This is a genomic window from Acrocarpospora pleiomorpha, assembly GCF_009687885.1.
Classification (GTDB): domain Bacteria; phylum Actinomycetota; class Actinomycetes; order Streptosporangiales; family Streptosporangiaceae; genus Acrocarpospora; species Acrocarpospora pleiomorpha.
Window position 1 is genome coordinate 83,196 of record NZ_BLAF01000051.1, and the last position, 17,996, is coordinate 101,191.

The window sequence follows — 17,996 nt, forward strand, 5'->3', positions numbered from 1 at the left end:
GGTTACTGTGCGGTGGGGATGTGGCTGATGGTGCTCCACTGGGTGCCGAGGTCGGTGTACGGGTCGAAGGACGGGACAGCGGTGCCCTTGCTGCGCCAGGCGAGCATCTGGTCGGTGCCGTTGAGGCCGAGCAGGTCGGTCTTGCCGTCGCGGTCGTAGTCGGCGACCAGGAAGGTGGTCACGGTCTTCCAGCCGTCGCTGACGGGGATGCTCTGTCCGCGTGCGGGGGCGCCGGGGGTGCTGGTGTTGGGTACGACCCAGAACTGGTCGCCGGTGGCGGCGTTGACGCCGGCGATGTCGACTTTGCCGTCGGCGGTGAAGTCGCCGATGACGATCTTGGATAGGGTGCTCCACTGGGTGCCGAGGTCGGCGTACGGGTAGAAGGAGGGGACGGCGGTGCCCTTGCTGCGCCAGGCCAGCATTTGGTCGGTGCCGTTGAGGCCGAGCAGGTCGGTCTTGCTGTCGCCGTCGTAGTCGGTCACCCAGAATCGGGTGACGGTCTTCCAGCCGTCGCTGATGTGCATGCTCTGTCCGCGTGCGGGGGCGCCGGGGGCGCTGGTGTTGGGTACGACCCAGAACTGGTCGCCGGTGGCGGCGTCGACGCCGGCGATGTCGACCTTGCCGTCTCCGGTGAAGTCGGCGATGACGATCTTGGACAGGGTGCTCCACTGGGTGCCGAGGTCGACTGCCGCCGTCGCTGACGGATGGCCGGGGGAGCTGGTGTTGATCCAGGCCAGCATCTGGTCGGTGCCGTTGAGGCCGAGAATGTCGGTCTTGCCGTCGCCGTCGTAGTCGGTCAGCCAGTACTTGGTGACGGTTTTCCAGCCGGTGCTGATGGGGATGCTCTGTCCGCGTGCGGGGGTGCCGGGGGAGCTGGTGTTGGGGATGAACCACATGTCGTCACCGCTGGCGCCCAGGCCGAGGAAGTCCGGTTTGCCGTCGCCGTCGAAGTCCACCAGCCGTCCCGCCTGCGGATCCACCACCGGCCTGGAAAGGCCGGACAACTGGTCCAGGTACGCCTGCGTGCCGTTGAAGACGTTCTTGGTGACATTCGTGGTCGGGACTCCGGGGACGGAGCCGACGTCGGCGTACTGCCACATGAGCCAGGAGCTCCAGCCGGGCGGAACGGCGGGCGTGGTGTGGCTGCTGATGTAGTCGGCCACCTGCAGGCCGTACGAGCCGAAGGCGGTGGTGCTCCCCATGCAACTCGTCATGAACCCATTCGCCGTGTAGATCCACGGCTTGACGCCGAACGCCGCCTGCACCCTGTCCAGCCAGGTCCGCGCGAAAGCCACGGTGGTGTACGGCGGGCAGGAACTGGTGCCGTCGTCGGTCCACTCCAGGTCCAGGATCGGCGGCAGTTCGCCCGCCCGGTGCCCGGTGTAGCCCGCCGCGCGCACTGTGCTGATGAAGAAGTCCGCCTGGGCGACGGCGTTGGAGCTGGTGCCGGTCAGGTAGTGGTACGGCGCGGTGGCGATGCGCTGCGCCAGGGCGGCGCCGAGATCGCCGCCGAAATAGGGATTGGTCTTGTTCGTGCCGCGGGTGGCCTTCAGCGTGGCGAAGGTCACTCCGGACTGCCGGATCTGGGACCAGTTCACCGAGGCCCCACCGGGGTGCTGGTATTCCGTGACGTCCACACCCTTGATGGGGTACCTGGCCGGGTCCGGGTTGGCGGACGACGCACTGGCCGGCTGGGCGAGCACCCCGGCGAGCCCCACGGCGACGGCGGCCGCGGCGATGAGCCGGCGAGCCAATCTCGGCCGTGTCTGTATTGCGGACATTTCTGCTCCAAGGTTGAGAGATATCGAGCGCTGGGACGCACCCGCCGGCCGGACCGCACCCATCCGGTGCGGTCATCGGCCGGCGGTCGAAGTGGCTACTGTGCGGTGGGGATGTGGCTGATGGTGCTCCACTGGGTGCCGAGGTCGGCGTACGGCTCGAAGGAGGGGACAGCGGTGCCCTTGCTGCGCCAGGCCAGCATCTGATCGGTGCCGTTGAGGCCGAGCAGGTCGGTCTTGCCGTCGCGGTCGTAGTCGGTGACCAGGAAGGTGGTCACGGTCTTCCAGCCGGTGGAGATGAGCATGCTCTGTCCGCGTGCGGGGGTGCCGAAGGTGCTGGTGTTGGGTACGACCCAGAACTGGTCGCCGGTGCCGGCGTCGACGCCGGCGATGTCGACCTTGCCGTCTCCGGTGAAGTCGGCGATGACGATCTTGGACAGGGTGCTCCACTGGGTGCCGAGGTCGACGTACTGGTCGAAGGACGGGACGGCAGTGCCCCTATTGCGCCATACGAACATCTGGTCGGTACCGTTGAGGCCGAGCAGGTCAGTCTTGCCGTCGCCGTCGTAGTCGGTCACCCAGAATCGGGTGACGGTCTTCCAGCCCGTGCTGATTTGCATGCTCTGTCCGCGTGCGGGGGCGCCGGGGGCGCTGGTGTTGGGCACGACCCAGAACTGGTCGCCGGTGCCGGCGTCGACGCCGGCGATGTCGACTTTGCCGTCTCCGGTGAAGTCCGCGACGACGATCTTGGACAGGGTGCTCCACTGGGTGCCGAGGTTGACCGCCGCGCTCGCTGAGGGGTGGCCGGGTGAGCTGGTGTTGATCCAGGCCAGCATCTGGTCGGTGCCGTTGAGGCCGAGTACGTCGGTTTTGCCGTCGCCGTCGTAGTCGGTCAGCCAGTACTTGGTGACGGTTTTCCAGCCGGTGCTCATGGGGATGCTCTGTCCGCGTGCGGGGGCGCCGGGGGCACTGGTATTGGGGATGAACCACAGGTCGTCACCGCTGGCACCTAAGCCCAGGAAGTCTGGCTTGCCGTCGCCGTCGAAGTCCACCAGCCGCCCTGCCTGCGGATCCACCACCGGCCGTGGAGCCGGGTCGTCGGTATCACTCGCACCCACGGGGCTGGAGTAGCCGACGATGTCGATGTTGGTGCGGGAGTAACTGTTCTCCTTGACGCGATCGCCGCTGTTGCCTTCGATGGTGTAAACCGTGCTGCTGTTCGCCGACTTGACGATCCCGACGTGGTCGATGACGCCGTTCTGGTCCCAGTCGAAGACGAGGGCGTCGCCCGGCTGCGGTGTGTAGCCGCTGCCGCGGGTGTGCCAGGTGCCGTGCGTCGTGCCGTAGTCCTTGAACGAGCTGGCCCAGCCGGTGAGCACGCCTCCACTGGTCTCGGGCACATCGGCGTACGGCACTCCGGCGTTCTTCCATACGTACTTGGAGAAGTCGGCGCACCAGTCGCTGTCACGCCACTGAACTCCGTCGGTGGCGGGGCAACCGCTTGAGGGCTTCCAGGTTCGGAAGTAGCCGGTGTAGTAGTTGCAACCGCTCCCCAGCGGCTGCTCGTGGTTGCGCGATGAGTTGTTCAGCTGGCTTTGCGCGACCGAGACGATGGAGTCGCGGGACACGGCAGCGGCCGGCGTCGTGGTGATGGCGATCAATCCCGATCCCAGGACAGCCGTGGTGGCCAGCCCGACGCTGAGGCGGCGGGCGAATCGCAGGCCACTCTGTGCTCCTATGCGGGGGAGTTTCATGGGGATCCTTCCGGTGGAGGATGGTGTTTCGTGCTGACACCGGAAGGTTCGAAGGGGCTGCTGAAACTTCGCTGAAAATCCGCGGCGTGCGGTTTTCAGCGCATGGCGGCCTCGGCGGCCGGCGAGCTCGTCGTATTCGCGGGCGAGGTCGCGTTCGGTACGGGCGTGCCACAGCGGGGCTGTGTCTTCGAGCGGCGTAGCCGCCTACGGGATTCACCGCCCAGCGAGCTGAATGTTTCAGCTACCCAGGTGAAGTCCCACCAGGTCTGCGCAACGGTGAATCAAGTCGTGCTGTACATCCGCGCGAAACAGGCTGAATCTGAGAGCCCTTCCGCGCTCGGAGGTGCGGCCATGAGAACCCTACGCGCATGGGCGCTGTCCACCGTTACCGCGCTGCTGGCGGCGACCGGGGTGGTCATCACTCCCATCGCCGCACACGCGGACATCGCGTGCTCGGTCTGGTATCCACCGCCCTGGGACAGCGGCGGCAGTTTCGGCACCAACATCACGATCACCAACCTGGGCGACCCGGTGAACCCGTGGACCCTGCGCTTCACCTGGCCCGGCACCCAGCAGGTCGCCGTGGGCTGGAACGGCACCTGGACTCAGTCGGGACCGGCCGTGACCGTGAACGCCCCATCGGTCGCACCGGCCCTGGGCACCGGGCAGAGCGTCACCATCGGCTTCTACGGGACCTACACCGGCACGAACGCACCTCCGACGTTGTTCACGCTCAACGACGTGCCCTGCACGGCGAATACAGCGCGTTCGGTCCGGCTGACCTCCCCCGTCCACGGCCAGGCCTTCACCGTACCCACGACCATCCGCCTGTCCGCGACCACGACTCCCGCCAACTGGGCGGCCAGGGTCGACTTCTACTCGGGCACGACGCTGCTCGGCAGCGCCACCAGCGCGCCGTACGTCCTCACCTGGTTAGGCACCCCGCCGGGCAACTACACCCTGTCGGCCAGAGCCATCGACGTCAACGGCATGAGCTACGCCTCCAACGTCGTCAATGTCGGCGTGATCGTGCCCACGGCTGGCCCCTTCGTCGCTGTCATGCCGACGTGGCTGGGCGTCGCTCCCGGTGGCACCACCCTCTTCTCCGTCCGCCTCTCACGGGCTCCGACGAGCGACACTACTGTCACGGCCGTGCGAATCAATGGCGACCCCGACCTGGCCATCCAGTCGGGCGCGACCCTGACCTTCACCCCGGCCAACTGGAACATCTCCCAGACCGTGAGGGTGGCCGTCGGACCGGGCGCCACGGTCGACGACTCCGCCCAGTTTCGCGTCTCCGCGCCCAACCACCAGCCGAGCATATTCACCGTCACGGTGATCTGACCGGCTCCTGACCCCCTGTAGGACTTAAGCGCTGATGCCCCTTTCGCCAGTAGGTTGGGATAGGTCGGCTGGTCGGAGCCGTTCGGGCTATGGGCACGGCTGGGTGAACAATCCCGGCTCGGTCTCGACGAGGATGCCGCGGCCGACCAGGCGTTTAGGACGCCCTTGACTATTCCGGAACTCGGCGTGAAGATCACGCGTGGATTCCGTGCTCACCCTCCGTACGGGCGAGTGATGATCTCCAAGTTGTGGTCGTTGGGGTCGGACCAGTACAGGCCGCGACCGCCGTCGTTGGTGTTGATCTGACCCGGCCGCTGGTGGAACGGGTCGGCCCAGAAGGTGAGTCCGCGGTCCTTGATCCGGCCCCAGATCTGGTCGAACTCCTCCTCGGTGACCAGGAAGGCATAGTGCTGGGGATGCACGGGACCGTCGGCCCCGGCGACGTCGAGGGACACCTCGTTGCCGAGGTCGACGACGAGGAACGGCCCGAAGGCCGTCGCGGGCGGCAGACCGAGAATCTCCACCAGAAACGCGGCGGTCTCCTCGCGGTCACGGGCTGCCACGATCGTGTGGTTCAACCGCACTGACATGTCGATCTCCTTCCCACAGGGTCCCCGACCGCGGGGGGGATACGACAGGGGCCGCGATGTCTTTTGCCTCCTCATCTCCATGGTAGGAGCGGCCGTCAGACCGGGTGGTACTAGCCGGAGCGGCGGCGCATGGGCCGAGCGTTCGATTTCGGCGGCGGCCCAGCCGGTACCGTCGCCGCGCCGTGGGATCCGGCCGGCAACCGCCGGCAGGGGCTCGACCGCTTCATTCCTGAGTGGAAGCCTGCGGCTTCAGGCGCCCGCCGGTCCGCTGTAGTCGGTGGCGGCATAAACCTGCAGGAGCCTCTCGACTCCGCGCAAGAAGGTCTCGCAGATCAGCACCGGGTCGAACAGGCAGCCGGCGGCCATGGCGCCGTCGCGCATCATCACGAAGTGGCGGGCGGCGGGCTCGGCGCCGGTCTCCTGGATCTTGGCCAGCAGTTCCGTGACGGTTTCCAGGAACCATTGGCGGTGGGCGAGCACGGCCGTGTGCACCGGGGACTCGGGGTCGGGATACTCGGCGGCGGCGTTGAGGAAGGCGCATCCCCGGAAGCCGGGGGACTGGATGCTTTGGGCGATGGACTTGCTGAGGGCCCGGATGGTGTCGGTGGCCGGTAGTCCGGCGGCGACGGCCTCGTCCGCCTGACCCCGCATGGCTCGGTCGACCTCGTTCAGGTAGGCGAGGACAAGGTCTTCCTTGCCGGGGAAGTGCCGGTAGAGGGTGGCCCGCGTCACCTGCGCTTCGGCGACGATGCGATCGATGCCGACGGCGTGGATGCCCTCCGCGTAGAAGAGCCGGGTGGCCGTGTTGAGCAGCCGGGACCGCGCTTGTGACGGCCGGCCTTCGGATTGGCTGGACATACGGCCATCCTAGTGGATAGAACGTTCGGTCTTGACAGTCTCTGCCGCAGGTTGCCATGCTGGGCCAAGACAGAACGTTCGGTCTGGCGTCGTACGCACCAGTGGCTGCCGCGACCTGGGCCGTCGCGCACCGCCATCCGCCGGGAGCGCCTCCACCGGCACGAGCGAGGCGGCGGCCTGGCAGACCATCCCGTCCTGGTACCTGGTCAGCAGGCAGGACCAGGCCATCGCTGGTCGCCCACCTCGAGAAGGCCGACCGCGGGCCGCGCTGAACCGCTCTCCACATCGCTCATCCACCGAGAGGATCATCATGAGCACTATCGCTGCTTCGCCCGGTATCTCCGGGACCGCGTTCGCACTGCGGCGGCTGTACTTCGTCCGGTTCGCGTTCGCCATCGTCTGGGCCCTCGCGATGTTCACGACCGCCTCGAACCTGGGTCCGCTCGCGGTCACTCTGCTCGTGCTCTACCCGCTGTTCGACGTGGCCGCCGCCATCATCGACGCCCGCGCCTCGCGCACCACCGGATCACCTTCCCTGCTGTACGTGAACATCGCGGTCAGCCTGATCACCGCCATCGGCGTGGCCATCGCCTGCGCGTCCGGTATCCCGGCTGTGCTGCGCGTGTGGGGTGCCTGGGCGGTCGCGGCCGGCCTGGTCCAGCTGATCGTGGGCGTCATCCGCCGCAAGATGGGCGGCCAATGGCCGATGATCATCAGCGGCGGCATCTCCGTACTCGCCGGTGCGTTCTTCATCGTCGGCGCCTCCGCAGCCAGCCCGACGCTGACCAACGCGGCCGGCTACGCCATCCCCGGCGGCATCTTCTTCCTCATCTCGGCCTTCCGTCTCGGCCGCGCCGCGAAGGGAAACTGACATGGACAGCAACACTTACGACGTCGTCGTCTTGGGGTGACCGCCAATCCTGACGGCGCCTGGGTAGCCCAGCAGGCCCATAACCTCCTCATCGACTTGGGCGACCGTGCGACCGCAATGCGATTTCTGGTCCGCGACCGGGACGTGAGTGAGGAGCTCGGGGACACCGGCTGGTGGTTTGAGAAGTCGCCGGACGACTGAGCCGACCAATCCGGACAGGTTGCTGGAACCGGTGGCATCCGGCCGGGGATGAAAGTGCCGGGAAGTAGCCTTCCCGTCATGCTGATCGAGAAGGAACGGCACGACGGCATTCGCAGCGGTGCCATCACCCTCCTGTTCCGCCGCTGGCGGCAGCGTCAGGCGAGTGCGGGGAACGTGTACCGCACCGCGCTGGGACGGGTGGCGGTCGAGGCGGTCGACGTCGTGACCCCGGAGCAGATCACTGACGCCGACGCGGCGGCGGCCGGATATCCGTCGGCCGCCGCCGTCATCGACGATCTTCGCGGGCGCTCTGGCGACCACGTCTACCGGCTCCGCATCAGGTTCGTCGACGAGCCGGATCCACGCGACGAACTGGCCACTACCGGCGACCTCGCCGCGGAGGAACTGGAGGCCGTCGCGGCCAGGCTCGCCCGGCTGGACCGGGCGAGCAAGACCGGCCCGTGGACCGAGGCGACCCTGGAGATCATCAGCCGCCGGCCCGCGGTACGGGCCGGTGACCTGGCCGCCGAACTGGGCCTCGACACCCCTCAATTCAAAGTGAACGTCCGGAAACTCAAGAATCTGGGGCTCACCATCAGCCTCGAGACCGGCTACCGGATCTCTCCGCGCGGCGCGGCCTACCTTGCCACTTCGCTTCCGGGGCGCCACGCTTCGCCGATGAGGTTGATCGAAACCACGCCCGGGAAGTTCTCATTGTTACTGGACGCGGGGACGACGCAGGTAGATGCGCTCGTTGAGCAGCTCGGTCACGAGCCGAACGGGTACTTCTGGGAAGGTGTCGCGCAGTTCCTGGTGGGCATGGAGGCCCCGGCGCTTGAGGGGCGATTCTCGTATGACCCGGAAGGTGGCATGTTCTGCGCCTACGGCGAGGACCGAGCTGCGCTCCAAGAGCTGGCCGCGCTGATGGGCGCCGTCGCCGCGGACGGCGATCGCATGCGGAAGCTCATCGCCTCGGCTGAGGCCAGCGGCTTCGAGTTCGACGACGGCGTTCATGGCGGGTAGCAACTGGGCACCGGTCTTCGGTCCGGCGGCACGACCCGGCCGTCGCGTTCAGGGCAGCGGTTCTCGCAACACGGAGTCGCTCAGGCGCACCTTCCAGCCAGCGCCAATAACGCCTCCGAGCGGGCGCTCAAGGAGCTGAAACGCCATCAAGCGGTCTCCGGCTACTGGCTTGGAAAATCTAATCAAGGCGCTGATTTGACATCTTCCGGCGAGAGATTCCAGAACGCCCTCTTGGATCTCGCGAGCAGCGGCCGCATGGGCACCATTGTCCCAGGCGTGCCGAAAGTCGAAGTCCTGGCACACGTCGGGGAGTTCGACTGGTGCCAGGAGCAGCGAGGGCCCGACCCATATGTATGCCTTGCCGGCGACGTGGAGTTCTGTTTCACGACTGCGGACATTCTCTTCTACATAGCGGTGGAGCCGCCCTATCCAGTCGCCCGGCTGGCCATGGGGGAATCGGGTCGCACCCCATCAGGAACCGAATTCACCAGGCTGCTCCTGGACCGGGGCGAGACCCTGGAAGAATGCACCCCGTACACCGATTCACAAATATGGCTGCGTATCCTCGGTTCGGGAGTCCTGATCGATATCACAGAAGAAGATAGAATAAACTGCATCATGGTGTCGCTGCCGGAATTGCCGGCGGGGGGATGAGGCGTTCGTAGTATGCGGGCAGGTCCTGCCACGGGTTGAGGCAGGCGCAGTTGGTGACATAGGTCGTTCAGGCCAGTCGGGTCGTGCCGCGTTGCACGAAACGGCAGGCCCAGCTGGGGCACCGCCGTACACCAGATGGCAGAACTTTCGGGAAGCAGCCGCGCCCAGGATGGCGCTCCCAGCGCACGGTAGGAGCTCCCCGAGCCTTCGAAGGTGATCAGCAGGTCAGCGATGGCGGCGTAGCCGGGGTCGGGGTAGACGCCGGGGTTGAGGGTTGACCAGGGCGCGAGCCATGGGGCACAGATCGGGACCGCACAGTTGTCGTTCTCCGCATGGGACGCCCAGACCCCGCTGCTGATCGGTGCGGCAATGGCCGGGAGCGTTGACGGGGTCCGGGTCTACCAGCGACCGCTGATTTCGATTGGAGTCGCCGATCTGGTCACTCAGCCTGAGGCCGTCCAGGAGGCGGCGAGTTCCATCGAGGCCGCTTTCCGGGTGTTCCCATGGTCGTTGGGTGGGTCTGACTTGGTGCGGGAGGCCCTTAGCGATCATGGCGGTGCCCAGACCGTGCCTATGAGCAGCCAACGAGCAACCGCTCGTGATTTCGCCTCGACGTCGAGGCCCCAAATCGGGAGGAATCGCAGGTCAAATGGGGTCAAAGGTGGTGGGGCGCCAGGAATTCGAACCCTGAACCTACGGATTAAAAGTTGGTAGCCGGGGTGTCATCCAGTGCCGCGCCGTACCGAATCGTATTGCTCTTCCCGCTGTTGTCCCTATGCCGTACCGGCGCGTGACGGTGTCTGACGTGCCGTACCGCGTACAGGCGAGCAACCACCGAGCAACCATCGGCTACCCCACCAGGCTTTGTCGGGCCTCCAATACGCGCCCTCGACCCAAATTTCTACGCCGAACGCTCCTCCCGTGGACTCTCCACGCGGGCACCCGTTCGGGCCAGGTGCTTGGTGTTGCGGGTGGCCAGTGTCCAGTTGTTGGCCACGGCGGTCGCGCCGATCAGGGCGTCGGGCGGGTCGATGCTTGTCCCGCCGCTCTTGAGCGTCTTATGGATGGCCAGGTACGCCCTTGCCTCCCGCTTGTTAGACGACTTCAGCATCGACACAGGCGCCGGCACGGTCACCTGTCCCGCCGGGCACACCGTCCCACTCGCCGCCCCGGCAGGCCGCTACCAGCAACGCCGCGCAACCTTCACGGCTTATGCGCCGCATGTCCCCTCCATGATCGCTGCACCACCGCCAAGACCGGACGCATCCCCACCGTCGCCCTCACGACGATCTGCAGGCCGCCGCCCGCCGCCAAGCCGCCACCGACCCCGTCTGTCAGGACGACTACCGGCGCTGGCGGCCCATGGTCGAACGCGCTGTGGCCTGGCTGGTCGCCCGCAGCAACCGCCGTCTGCCCTACCGCGGCACCTAAGCCAACGACCGCTGGCTCCACCATCGCGCCGCCGCTCTCAACCTTCGCCGCCTGGTCAACCTGGGACTCATCTACATCAGCAACACCTGGACACTCACGCCCACCACCCCGTGGTCGGCGGACGGGCCGACTCATGCCGACCCACCCACCAAGATCTTCAGGACACTCCTAGTCGGATGCCTCCCACGAGGACAGGACATACTCCTCAGCCAGCGCGGCCAAATGCTGGGCGAGGGGGTGCGACAGCGGCTGATGGTCATCGTGGAACCGCGACTGATGGACAATCGCGGCCCAGGTTGCCGGGTCATCGGGGGTGACATTGTCGAGTCCCGCCTCGCGGAGCACCTCCGGCGACCGACATCCGACTACGGCCAACTCCAGCGCCTGAGGATTCCACGCCTTCTTGCCGACAGCGTCGGGCCACTGGGGGTCCGGGATGAGCTTGCGCATCCCCCGCCTCAGCGATCTGACAATGGGTGGCACGTCCGTAGTGCTCGTGAATACCCGATTGTCCGGCTCGGCGTTCTCCGGTCCCCAGAGACCAGACGCGAATCCAGGTTCGCCCTGCCCGATCGCGAACCACTGGGCCGTTTCCTCGCGGCTGTTCCGATCCCGGATGAGCACGAGACGGAGATCAGGTCCATACGCAGCGATCCGCTGACGCCGGTCCCTGCCGAATTGCAGTGTGTCTTTGACCAGCCTGCCATTGGCAAGCGACGGCCAAGCCTTGCGGAGATTCCCGGAGTTCACCATCAGGAGGGTGGGCTGGTCACGCACCTCGTAGAGCAGGGTACGGACCCGCCGCCGTATCGCTCCGGCGAGTTGTTCGTCGACGAACATCTCGTCCTCGGAAGGCGGTTCCCATCCGATCTCGTCCGGTTCCGTCTCCCTGGCCAGGGTCAGCAGGAGTTGAGGGTAGGTAATCCACTCGCATTTGTTCTCATCCCAGCCGCACACCGGCCACTCTGCCGCACCCGGCCGAAGGCGGACGGCGATGAGCCGACGCGCGGCCTGTTTCGTCGGCCCTGTAACGTTCCTGCGAACCATCCACAGCCCGACGTACTGGAGGTCTTCGGGAACGTCGGCGATACCCCGATGCAGCGGGAGCGTGTCGGCTCCCAACTGCCGGAACGCATCTAGGACAGCTGACTTGGCGCGGATCTCCAGTGGAGCTTCGGCATGGTCGGCGTCCTGGATGAACTGGGTCAGTCGGCCCGCATGGGCGAAGCCGAAGCGCAGCGCGTGCTTCGGATCCGCATCCGCCGAGGGGAAGAGCTCCCGCTTACCAATCTCCACGAAAGCCAGGCGGGGAACAGTTGGCAGCTTGTTCTGGCCGGTGATGCCAAGGCGTGCGAAGATCTCTTCGCGGCGTGTCAGAACAGCCTGCCGCAGCGCCTCACGACGATTGCCCTCGCGAAGTTCGAGAGGCGCGCCCAGTTCGCGCAGTTCCCTGCTGCGGAGCCGGACATCGAGCCCTCCGATCCGCCAACTTCGATCATGGTCTCCAGGCGTAGTCTCGTCGGAGGGAAGGCCGAGCGACTCGCGGATCTCCCCAACCAGGTGATCCCTCGTCTTCTCCTGCTGCCAGAAGATCTCAATCTCCAGAGGTGCGCCGCGGAAGGTCGCACGCAGCGCCGCCCGGCGCGCGTGAATCCGCTCCCGCAGGTTCTGTGCGTACTTCTGCGGATTCTGGCGCAGATCTCCGGAGCGGAGCTCGGGGAGAAGCGCCGGTTTCGAGGAGCGGTGGACACGGACCAGATCCGGAACCCGTCGGAAGTATGGAGCGAGCCCTTCCTCGACCCAGGCATCCAGTTCGGCGCGTTCTCCGGGCATCAGACCGGTGGCCACTTGGTGCGGGCCCATCCCGTAACTGAATACGATTCCTGCCGCGAGACCCTCATGCCCCAGCAGATAGCGCTCCGGGTGCGCGGCGAGTTCAGCGGGCTCAGGATAGGAACGGACGAGGTCGAGGCTCTTGAGAAGCCCTGCCGGCCCTTCATTCCGCCAGGCGAGCCGCTTCAGTATCGAGCTGTACCCCATCGCGTTGGGGACCAGCCGTGATCTCTGCGTCACCAGATCGGGCCAGGGCACAGGGACGTCGAAGAGAACCGTCGCGCCACGCCTCCGCCGGGGGCGTACGCCGTCGGTCGTCGCCCATCGCCTGATGTGGCTGGAGGCGTGAACCCGGAAGCTGCCGGCGAAAGGCACCGTCTGAACGGTTATCGTAACAACTGCTGAGTAATACCAGGTACGCCCTTGCGACATGTACCGTTGCGGCGGCCAGGAAACAAGTTCGGTGCCCTGACTCTGGCTCACGACCCGGAAGCGCAGCTCACCACCTGTGGTTCGGTACGGGCGTTTCGCGAGCCGCGCCGCCAGCCATTCGGTCAGTAGAGCGTAGAGACGCCTTTCGGGTTCAACTGTTCCGCCTGGGGAAAGGTGGCTCTCCAGCAGGTCCACTGGCTCGGTGGACCAGACAAGCGGATTTGCCTCCACGGCATTGAGCACACGTTCCAATTCGTCCTCGGCTCCCTGTTCGGGAGCCAGCGTCGGCACCCAGGCGAGGAAGAGGGCCATGGCCACGTCGGTCGGGATTTGGTGACGAGCGTAGAACCAGGGCATGTCGGAGGTCGCGACCGGTCCGCCACGCCTGCCGGTGGCGATCAGACCGGGCACGATGGCCTGGGCGAGTCTGTTCAGGCCACGCACGGGCAGACTCGGAGCTGCCGGCCACCGGCGGCGGTAGAGACGCAGGAGTTCGTTCTGCCAAGTGTCGCCGAAACGGAGCATCTGATGTGTCTCCACCCACGGGCTGTGAGCTGGATCGGGCTCGTAGGCGGAGCTGCGGATCAGGGAGTGGGGCATGATGTGGTTCCTTCCTTGGCGTGGCTCAGGCAGCGATCCAGACCGGTCTTCAGAGGCCGGAACAGGGCTTGAACGATCTCCCTGTCGTGCGGCGATACGTCGGTTTCCTCATCCGGTTTCAGGAAGTACGGCTCAAGTACTTCGCGCATGCTGTGCAGCAGGCTGGTCTCAGGGGTGTCCGGAATGGCGGAGCGGGCCGCGGTATTGGGTGCGAAGGCGGCGTCGACGAAGACCACACGAGCGGGTACGCCGCCCCGGAGCAGACGCCCTATCACCTGCCAGATGAGGACGAGCATGTCCCAGGTGACGCTGACGCGGTCGTCGCCGAGCCTGCTCCAGGCGAGGCTTCTAGCCAGCAACCGGTACCAGTGTGATCGGCCTTCGCCACGAGCCTTGAGGGCACCGTTGTCGAGGCTGTTTTCGCCCCTGACCCAGGCGGAGAAATCGCCGCTCTCCATGGCGCGGACCACCCAGTCGTTGATCGCATGGATGGCGAGGCTCAGGTCATCGGGGCGAGGATTGGGACGGGCCAGGAAGTAGACGGAGCCGATGGCCGCCTCCATCTTCTCGTTGAGGATGTTGTGCCCGCGCTCGACCGCGAGCAGCGGGGCTACGAGGATCTCCCCGGGGATTCTGGCCAGGGTGTCGATATCGCCCCGGCGGAGCACCCGGGCGCGATACTCATCTCCATCGGCGTCAACCCCACCTGAGTCGAGTTCGTCATCGTCAGCAGCCAGACGGATGACCCGTCCCTTCCAGGCGGGGATGGCGTGCAGCGTGTCGGCGACCAATGTCGCCTCGGCGTAGCTGCCGACCAGGAGCATGATGTGCCTGCGCTCCTCCTCCAGGCTGGCCAGTTCCGTGAGTAGCTTGCTGCCTTCTCCTTCCTCGTTGTCCGCGCCGAGTTCCGTGGCCATCTGCTTGAGGATCTCGGGACGTTGCTCTTCCTTCGCACCCGAGACGGTGAGCGGACCGTTCCGGCCAAAAAGGAACTCCATCCGGAACTCGCTCTTTTCGCCTATGGTCGCCGTGACCCCGGAATGCGGCTTGAGGATGGCGCCAACGGGAACCGCGATGTGGTATCGACTGGACTCTCCGGCCCAACTGGTCCCGGACAACAGGAGAACGTTGGTGCCAGGTCGGCCGTCCACCGTTGGCAGCTCGGGCATCGCGCGCAGGAGTTCTCTCCCCACGCCACTGCACCGGAAATAACGGAGCTCGCCGCTGCGGACGCCGCCCTTGTCTGGGCCGTCCACGAGGAACTGAAACCCGAGCACGTTACCCATGGGTGATTCCGGAACCATTGGCGCGTAGTCGCGGGGGATCCCGTACATCTGGTTGAAACCGAGCCTGAGAATCGCCTCGACCCTGGGCCAGAGAACGTTCATCAGCGTCAGCTTTGGTTCCAGGGCCGAAAGCAGGAGCGTGAACTCGAAGCGGCGCGCGACATCCTCCAGCCAGTCGTCAGGAGACGGGGGTACGTTCTTCTTGTTTTTCGTGCCTTTCTGGCTCTTGGTGTCACGTTCCTGCTCATAGGCGACTCGCTTGGCTTTTACTATTGGCGCTAGTTGGAACAGGCGCACCATGCGTTCGATGAGGCGCTCGCGCGTTCTCGCCGGGAACTCGGTGTGCAGGAGTTCCCCGACCAGGCGAACCAGTCCTGCGGGCTCCCCGCGTGGCTGTTTCTTGTCGCCGAACGGGTTGTCCCGGAACTCGTCCAGCACCTCGGTCAGCTTCCGGCGGTTCCGTTTGTCGGGGTCTGTGGTCACACCCTCGGCGGGAGGCGGGTAACGCTCCTCAATCAGCCGGAGCTGCAGGGTCCAGGAGTTGAAGTACCGGCCTCTCACCCAGCCGCGAAGTGCCGGATCGTTGACGAGCATCGCATAGAGCCGATTGGTTGCCGCGGTGACGGTGTTGACGGCCGCCGACCAAGTCTCCACATCGCGGCTGGAGAGCTGTTCCTGCCGGCCTTCCGCCAACTCGCTCAGCTTGCGCTGGTTCACGTTGAACAGGAACGATCCTCCGTGCGCGCTTCCTTCGAGTGGTACGGCGGGAGCGAACAGCTGATCCATCTGCATCTGGACGCGATCGGCCTCATCGATGATGATCAGATCGCTCCGCCTGCAGGCGAGTTCCAGGTAGCGAATTCGCTCCGCGTTCTGCGCCCAGGGAACAGAGGCGCTGATCAGACTCTGCGGCGTGGCGACCCAGATGGGGGCTCTGACGAGATGTTGCTCATCCTGATGACGCGGACAGGCCGCCCAGAATGGACACACCCGTCGCCCTCCCTTGTCCGCACGCAAGTGGGTGCAGGGAGCTTCGCCATAGGGAAGAACTGCCCCTTGGGGGTCCTCCACCCAGCGCAGCGCGTTGATCACACATGAGGTGCTCAGATGGTCGAAAGCCGGGTCATCGTGGGCGAGAAGATTTGGACTGACACGGCCGGACTGCCGGCGGTGGAGCCGCTGGGCGTGCAGTTCACGGCTGGATACGCCGATCACCGGTACGGCGGAGTCTCTCGCGTACGTGTTGTAGGACTCGATCAGCTTGAGAAGTTCAGCCACGTCGCCGACCACGACCGTTACCCGAAGATCCAGTTGCTTGACCAGGTGGACGGTCAGAATGTCACGTATCGTGCTCTTCCCGACCCCGACGATACCGAGCATGTTCAGAATCCCGGCGATCGTGAATTCGCTGTCGCGGGAGAAACCTCGTCCGCGTGAGGTGAACAGACGAATTCTCGACAGCCGCCCTTCCCAGTCGCCGTAGCGGATGGCGTCCATTTCCACCGCGGTCCGTTCGAGGGCATCCCATCGCAGCGTCAGAAAGCCTTCTCCCCGGCGGGGGAGAGCCAGATCATGACCGAGGGGAAGGCCCAGGCCGGTGATCTTTGGCAGTGTGACGCCTGCTCTGTCCCGGCCCAGTTGAAATGAATGCCTGCCTTCTTCGGCCACCGTCAGCGGGTCGCCCTCGAATGGTGGCGCCGACGCGAGCAGTTCGGCGTAGCGGCGCCAGCGGTGTGAGGCGAGCCAGGGCGCACACCGACGGGCCGGGCGGCTCGCGTCGGGCACGTCGTATCCGCGGAGCAGGGAATCGTGCTTCTGGTATTGCTCCAAGGCGTCCAGCCAGGCCTCTCTTCGCCGGAAGCCCCACAGCGTGTACCGGGCGATGCGGAGGGTCTGTTCCTCCTGCGGCGAGGTGACGGCACCCCATGCCTTCGCGAACGGATAGCCGCTGAACAGAGCCCACGCCTCGACGGCTGGGGCGGATTCCATGAACCGCTGCTGGAGGAACAGTCCGATCTCGACCTCGCACAACGCCTTCAACTGGCCATGCTTGAGGCCCTCGGCCACTGATGAAGAGCCCAGTTCGAGCAGGACCTTCTCCAGAACGGTGGAGACGCTACGCATGCCCTTTTCCTTCCTGCCACTGCCGGGAAAGGCCGATGACGTCGCCCAGATCCGCCTCGGATGACAGGAGCAGCTCCTGGTCCTCGGGCAGATGGGAGGCGAGCAGTTTGAGAAAGTCGGGTTGGCGAGCGATGACTCGATCCGGGATGACCGCGATCCGGTGTTCACCGGTACGAGGGAGGTCAGCGGTGAGACAGGCCGCCAGAAGCGCGGGCTGCTCGCGGTCATAGACGCGTAGCACGCCCGGCCTTCCCTCGGGATGCGTGAAATGCCACACGCCCAGTCCGCTGGGCGCCAACGTTACCGAGACGCCGACTTTGGAGAGGCGGCGCAGGATGCCTTGCTCAGCGCTCCCGGGAAGGGCCAGGAAGAGTCTCAGCGACGTCGGCAAGAGACGTGTACCGTTCCGGTCGGCACGCACAGGGGTCTCGGTGATCCCGCAATAGCCGCTCTCGCATACCCAGCGCTCATCCGGCAACGGGAGAGCCGGGAAGCCGCATTCCCGGCAGATGGCGAACCACTGGGAGCCCATTTCTCGGGTGATGTACGCGGCGGGCACTTCCTCGTACAGCCCCCTGAGACGCTGCCACGCCAGCGAATTGCGAACGTCCGCCATGAGGCTCCGGTCCGCCTGTGGGCTAACGGCCACGTTAGTGATCAGAAAATCGCGGTATGTCCTGAAGTACAGAGCCGACGGGCTGAAATCGGCGATCTCATTCAGAATCCGTACCGCTGCCTGCTCCACCGCGCCGTGCGGACCTGCCGAGGCGAGTTCCGCACAGGTCCTGGTCGGCAGCCGGGTCAGGTCGTCGACAAGTGCCGACGGGGAGACCAGCCAGTCCGGCAACGCCAGCGGGGACTCCATCTCGTCGCCCACCACAAGGCGCCGCACAAGATCGGGAACGCTTGCCGGAGGAGGCGCTCCGCGCCTTAGGCAGTCGAGGACAACCCGGTCCAGAGCGAGTTGGACATTGGGTGGGTACGGCAGCCTGAAGGACTCGGTCCGGCGCTGTCCGACGAGCTCGAAGAAGGAACGGGCGACGGCGTACAGCAACTCCGGCGGGTTTCGGTCGAGTGGCGTGGTCACTGGGCGGCTCCGTCCATGGAACGAGCGGAGCACCAACGAGCAACCTCGCATTCCGCGCATTCCGGCCCCGGGCGCGGGGCGGCCAGGCCGTCGGTGTACCAGTCGCGTATGTGGTTGTGGATGACGGCTC

Annotated in this window: 14 protein-coding genes; 6 read left to right on the forward strand and 8 right to left on the reverse strand. The window is 65.9% G+C overall.

Annotation, left to right across the window (positions count from 1 at the left end):
- Positions 1-2: 2 nt before the first annotated feature.
- Entirely contained in the window at positions 3-1,781 is a 1,779-nt protein-coding gene (locus Aple_RS36165; RefSeq protein ID WP_170321835.1) for a GH25 family lysozyme, read from the reverse strand.
- 95 nt (positions 1,782-1,876) lie between these two features.
- A complete protein-coding gene (locus Aple_RS36170) occupies positions 1,877-3,532 on the reverse strand; it encodes an FG-GAP-like repeat-containing protein (protein ID WP_155349255.1) in 1,656 nt (551 codons plus the stop codon).
- Positions 3,533-3,883: 351 nt separating this feature from the next.
- Here Aple_RS36170 and Aple_RS36175 point away from each other — a divergent pair, with 351 nt between their 5' ends.
- On the forward strand, positions 3,884-4,876 hold the full coding sequence (locus Aple_RS36175; RefSeq protein ID WP_170321836.1) for a cellulose binding domain-containing protein: 993 nt from the start codon (positions 3,884-3,886) through the stop codon (positions 4,874-4,876).
- Positions 4,877-5,088: 212 nt separating this feature from the next.
- Here Aple_RS36175 and Aple_RS36180 read toward each other — a convergent pair whose 3' ends face one another.
- Both Aple_RS36180 and Aple_RS36185 read right to left on the reverse strand, forming a co-directional pair.
- The gene (locus Aple_RS36180; protein WP_155349257.1) at positions 5,089-5,466 is read right to left on the reverse strand and encodes a VOC family protein; all 378 of its coding nucleotides are present in this window, start codon (positions 5,464-5,466) and stop codon (positions 5,089-5,091) included.
- Between the two features lie 249 nt (positions 5,467-5,715).
- The gene (locus tag Aple_RS36185) at positions 5,716-6,324 is read right to left on the reverse strand and encodes a TetR/AcrR family transcriptional regulator (protein WP_155349258.1); all 609 of its coding nucleotides are present in this window, start codon (positions 6,322-6,324) and stop codon (positions 5,716-5,718) included.
- A 310-nt stretch (positions 6,325-6,634) separates the two neighbouring features.
- Here Aple_RS36185 and Aple_RS36190 point away from each other — a divergent pair, with 310 nt between their 5' ends.
- The 4 genes from Aple_RS36190 to Aple_RS36210 all read left to right on the forward strand — a co-directional run bounded on the left by Aple_RS36190 (position 6,635) and on the right by Aple_RS36210 (position 9,073).
- A complete protein-coding gene (locus Aple_RS36190; RefSeq protein WP_155349259.1) occupies positions 6,635-7,195 on the forward strand; it encodes a hypothetical protein in 561 nt (186 codons plus the stop codon).
- A gap of 36 nt (positions 7,196-7,231) precedes the next feature.
- Entirely contained in the window at positions 7,232-7,396 is a 165-nt protein-coding gene (locus Aple_RS53765; protein ID WP_218038675.1) for a hypothetical protein, read from the forward strand.
- A gap of 78 nt (positions 7,397-7,474) precedes the next feature.
- Positions 7,475-8,419 carry an immunity 51 family protein gene (locus Aple_RS54940; RefSeq protein WP_246264994.1) on the forward strand — a complete coding sequence of 315 codons (945 nt, stop codon included), beginning with the start codon at positions 7,475-7,477 and terminating at the stop codon, positions 8,417-8,419.
- Between the two features lie 255 nt (positions 8,420-8,674).
- Complete coding sequence (locus Aple_RS36210; protein ID WP_155349260.1) at positions 8,675-9,073, forward strand: hypothetical protein; 399 nt, start codon at positions 8,675-8,677, stop codon at positions 9,071-9,073.
- A 901-nt stretch (positions 9,074-9,974) separates the two neighbouring features.
- On the opposite strand, the gene Aple_RS36215 is transcribed toward Aple_RS36210, so the two are convergent.
- Entirely contained in the window at positions 9,975-10,184 is a 210-nt protein-coding gene (locus Aple_RS36215; protein ID WP_155349261.1) for a type II toxin-antitoxin system VapC family toxin, read from the reverse strand.
- A gap of 128 nt (positions 10,185-10,312) precedes the next feature.
- Between Aple_RS36215 and Aple_RS56740 the strand changes: the two genes are divergently transcribed.
- Positions 10,313-10,504, forward strand: coding sequence for a transposase (locus tag Aple_RS56740; RefSeq protein ID WP_486303366.1), 192 nt, complete (start codon positions 10,313-10,315; stop codon positions 10,502-10,504).
- Positions 10,505-10,672: 168 nt separating this feature from the next.
- On the opposite strand, the gene Aple_RS36220 is transcribed toward Aple_RS56740, so the two are convergent.
- Genes Aple_RS36220 through Aple_RS36230 form a run of 3 tightly spaced genes read right to left on the reverse strand, consistent with a single transcriptional unit; the run spans position 10,673 to position 17,866 of the window.
- A complete protein-coding gene (locus Aple_RS36220) occupies positions 10,673-13,369 on the reverse strand; it encodes a pPIWI_RE module domain-containing protein (RefSeq protein WP_155349262.1) in 2,697 nt (898 codons plus the stop codon).
- A complete protein-coding gene (locus Aple_RS36225; RefSeq protein ID WP_170321837.1) occupies positions 13,354-16,779 on the reverse strand; it encodes a pPIWI_RE_Z domain-containing protein in 3,426 nt (1,141 codons plus the stop codon). Before Aple_RS36225 ends, Aple_RS36220 begins: the two co-directional genes overlap by 16 nt.
- The gene (locus tag Aple_RS36230; RefSeq protein ID WP_155349263.1) at positions 16,772-17,866 is read right to left on the reverse strand and encodes a pPIWI_RE_Y domain-containing protein; all 1,095 of its coding nucleotides are present in this window, start codon (positions 17,864-17,866) and stop codon (positions 16,772-16,774) included. Before Aple_RS36230 ends, Aple_RS36225 begins: the two co-directional genes overlap by 8 nt.
- Between the last annotated feature and the right edge of the window lie 130 nt (positions 17,867-17,996).

Excerpts from the sequence above, each read along its gene's own strand:
- Aple_RS36190 (WP_155349259.1), top strand. The coding sequence starts at position 6,635 with ATGAGCACTATCGCTGCTTCGCCCGGTATCTCCGGGACCGCGTTCGCA.
- Aple_RS36165 (WP_170321835.1), bottom strand. The coding sequence starts at position 1,781 with ATGTCCGCAATACAGACACGGCCGAGATTGGCTCGCCGGCTCATCGCC.
- Aple_RS54940 (WP_246264994.1), top strand. The coding sequence starts at position 7,475 with ATGCTGATCGAGAAGGAACGGCACGACGGCATTCGCAGCGGTGCCATC.
- Aple_RS36225 (WP_170321837.1), bottom strand. The coding sequence starts at position 16,779 with ATGCGTAGCGTCTCCACCGTTCTGGAGAAGGTCCTGCTCGAACTGGGC.
- Aple_RS36215 (WP_155349261.1), bottom strand. The coding sequence starts at position 10,184 with ATGCTGAAGTCGTCTAACAAGCGGGAGGCAAGGGCGTACCTGGCCATC.
- Aple_RS36185 (WP_155349258.1), bottom strand. The coding sequence starts at position 6,324 with ATGTCCAGCCAATCCGAAGGCCGGCCGTCACAAGCGCGGTCCCGGCTG.
- Aple_RS36220 (WP_155349262.1), bottom strand. The coding sequence starts at position 13,369 with ATGCCCCACTCCCTGATCCGCAGCTCCGCCTACGAGCCCGATCCAGCT.
- Aple_RS36210 (WP_155349260.1), top strand. The coding sequence starts at position 8,675 with ATGGGCACCATTGTCCCAGGCGTGCCGAAAGTCGAAGTCCTGGCACAC.
- Aple_RS36175 (WP_170321836.1), top strand. The coding sequence starts at position 3,884 with ATGAGAACCCTACGCGCATGGGCGCTGTCCACCGTTACCGCGCTGCTG.
- Aple_RS36180 (WP_155349257.1), bottom strand. The coding sequence starts at position 5,466 with ATGTCAGTGCGGTTGAACCACACGATCGTGGCAGCCCGTGACCGCGAG.
- Aple_RS36170 (WP_155349255.1), bottom strand. The coding sequence starts at position 3,532 with ATGAAACTCCCCCGCATAGGAGCACAGAGTGGCCTGCGATTCGCCCGC.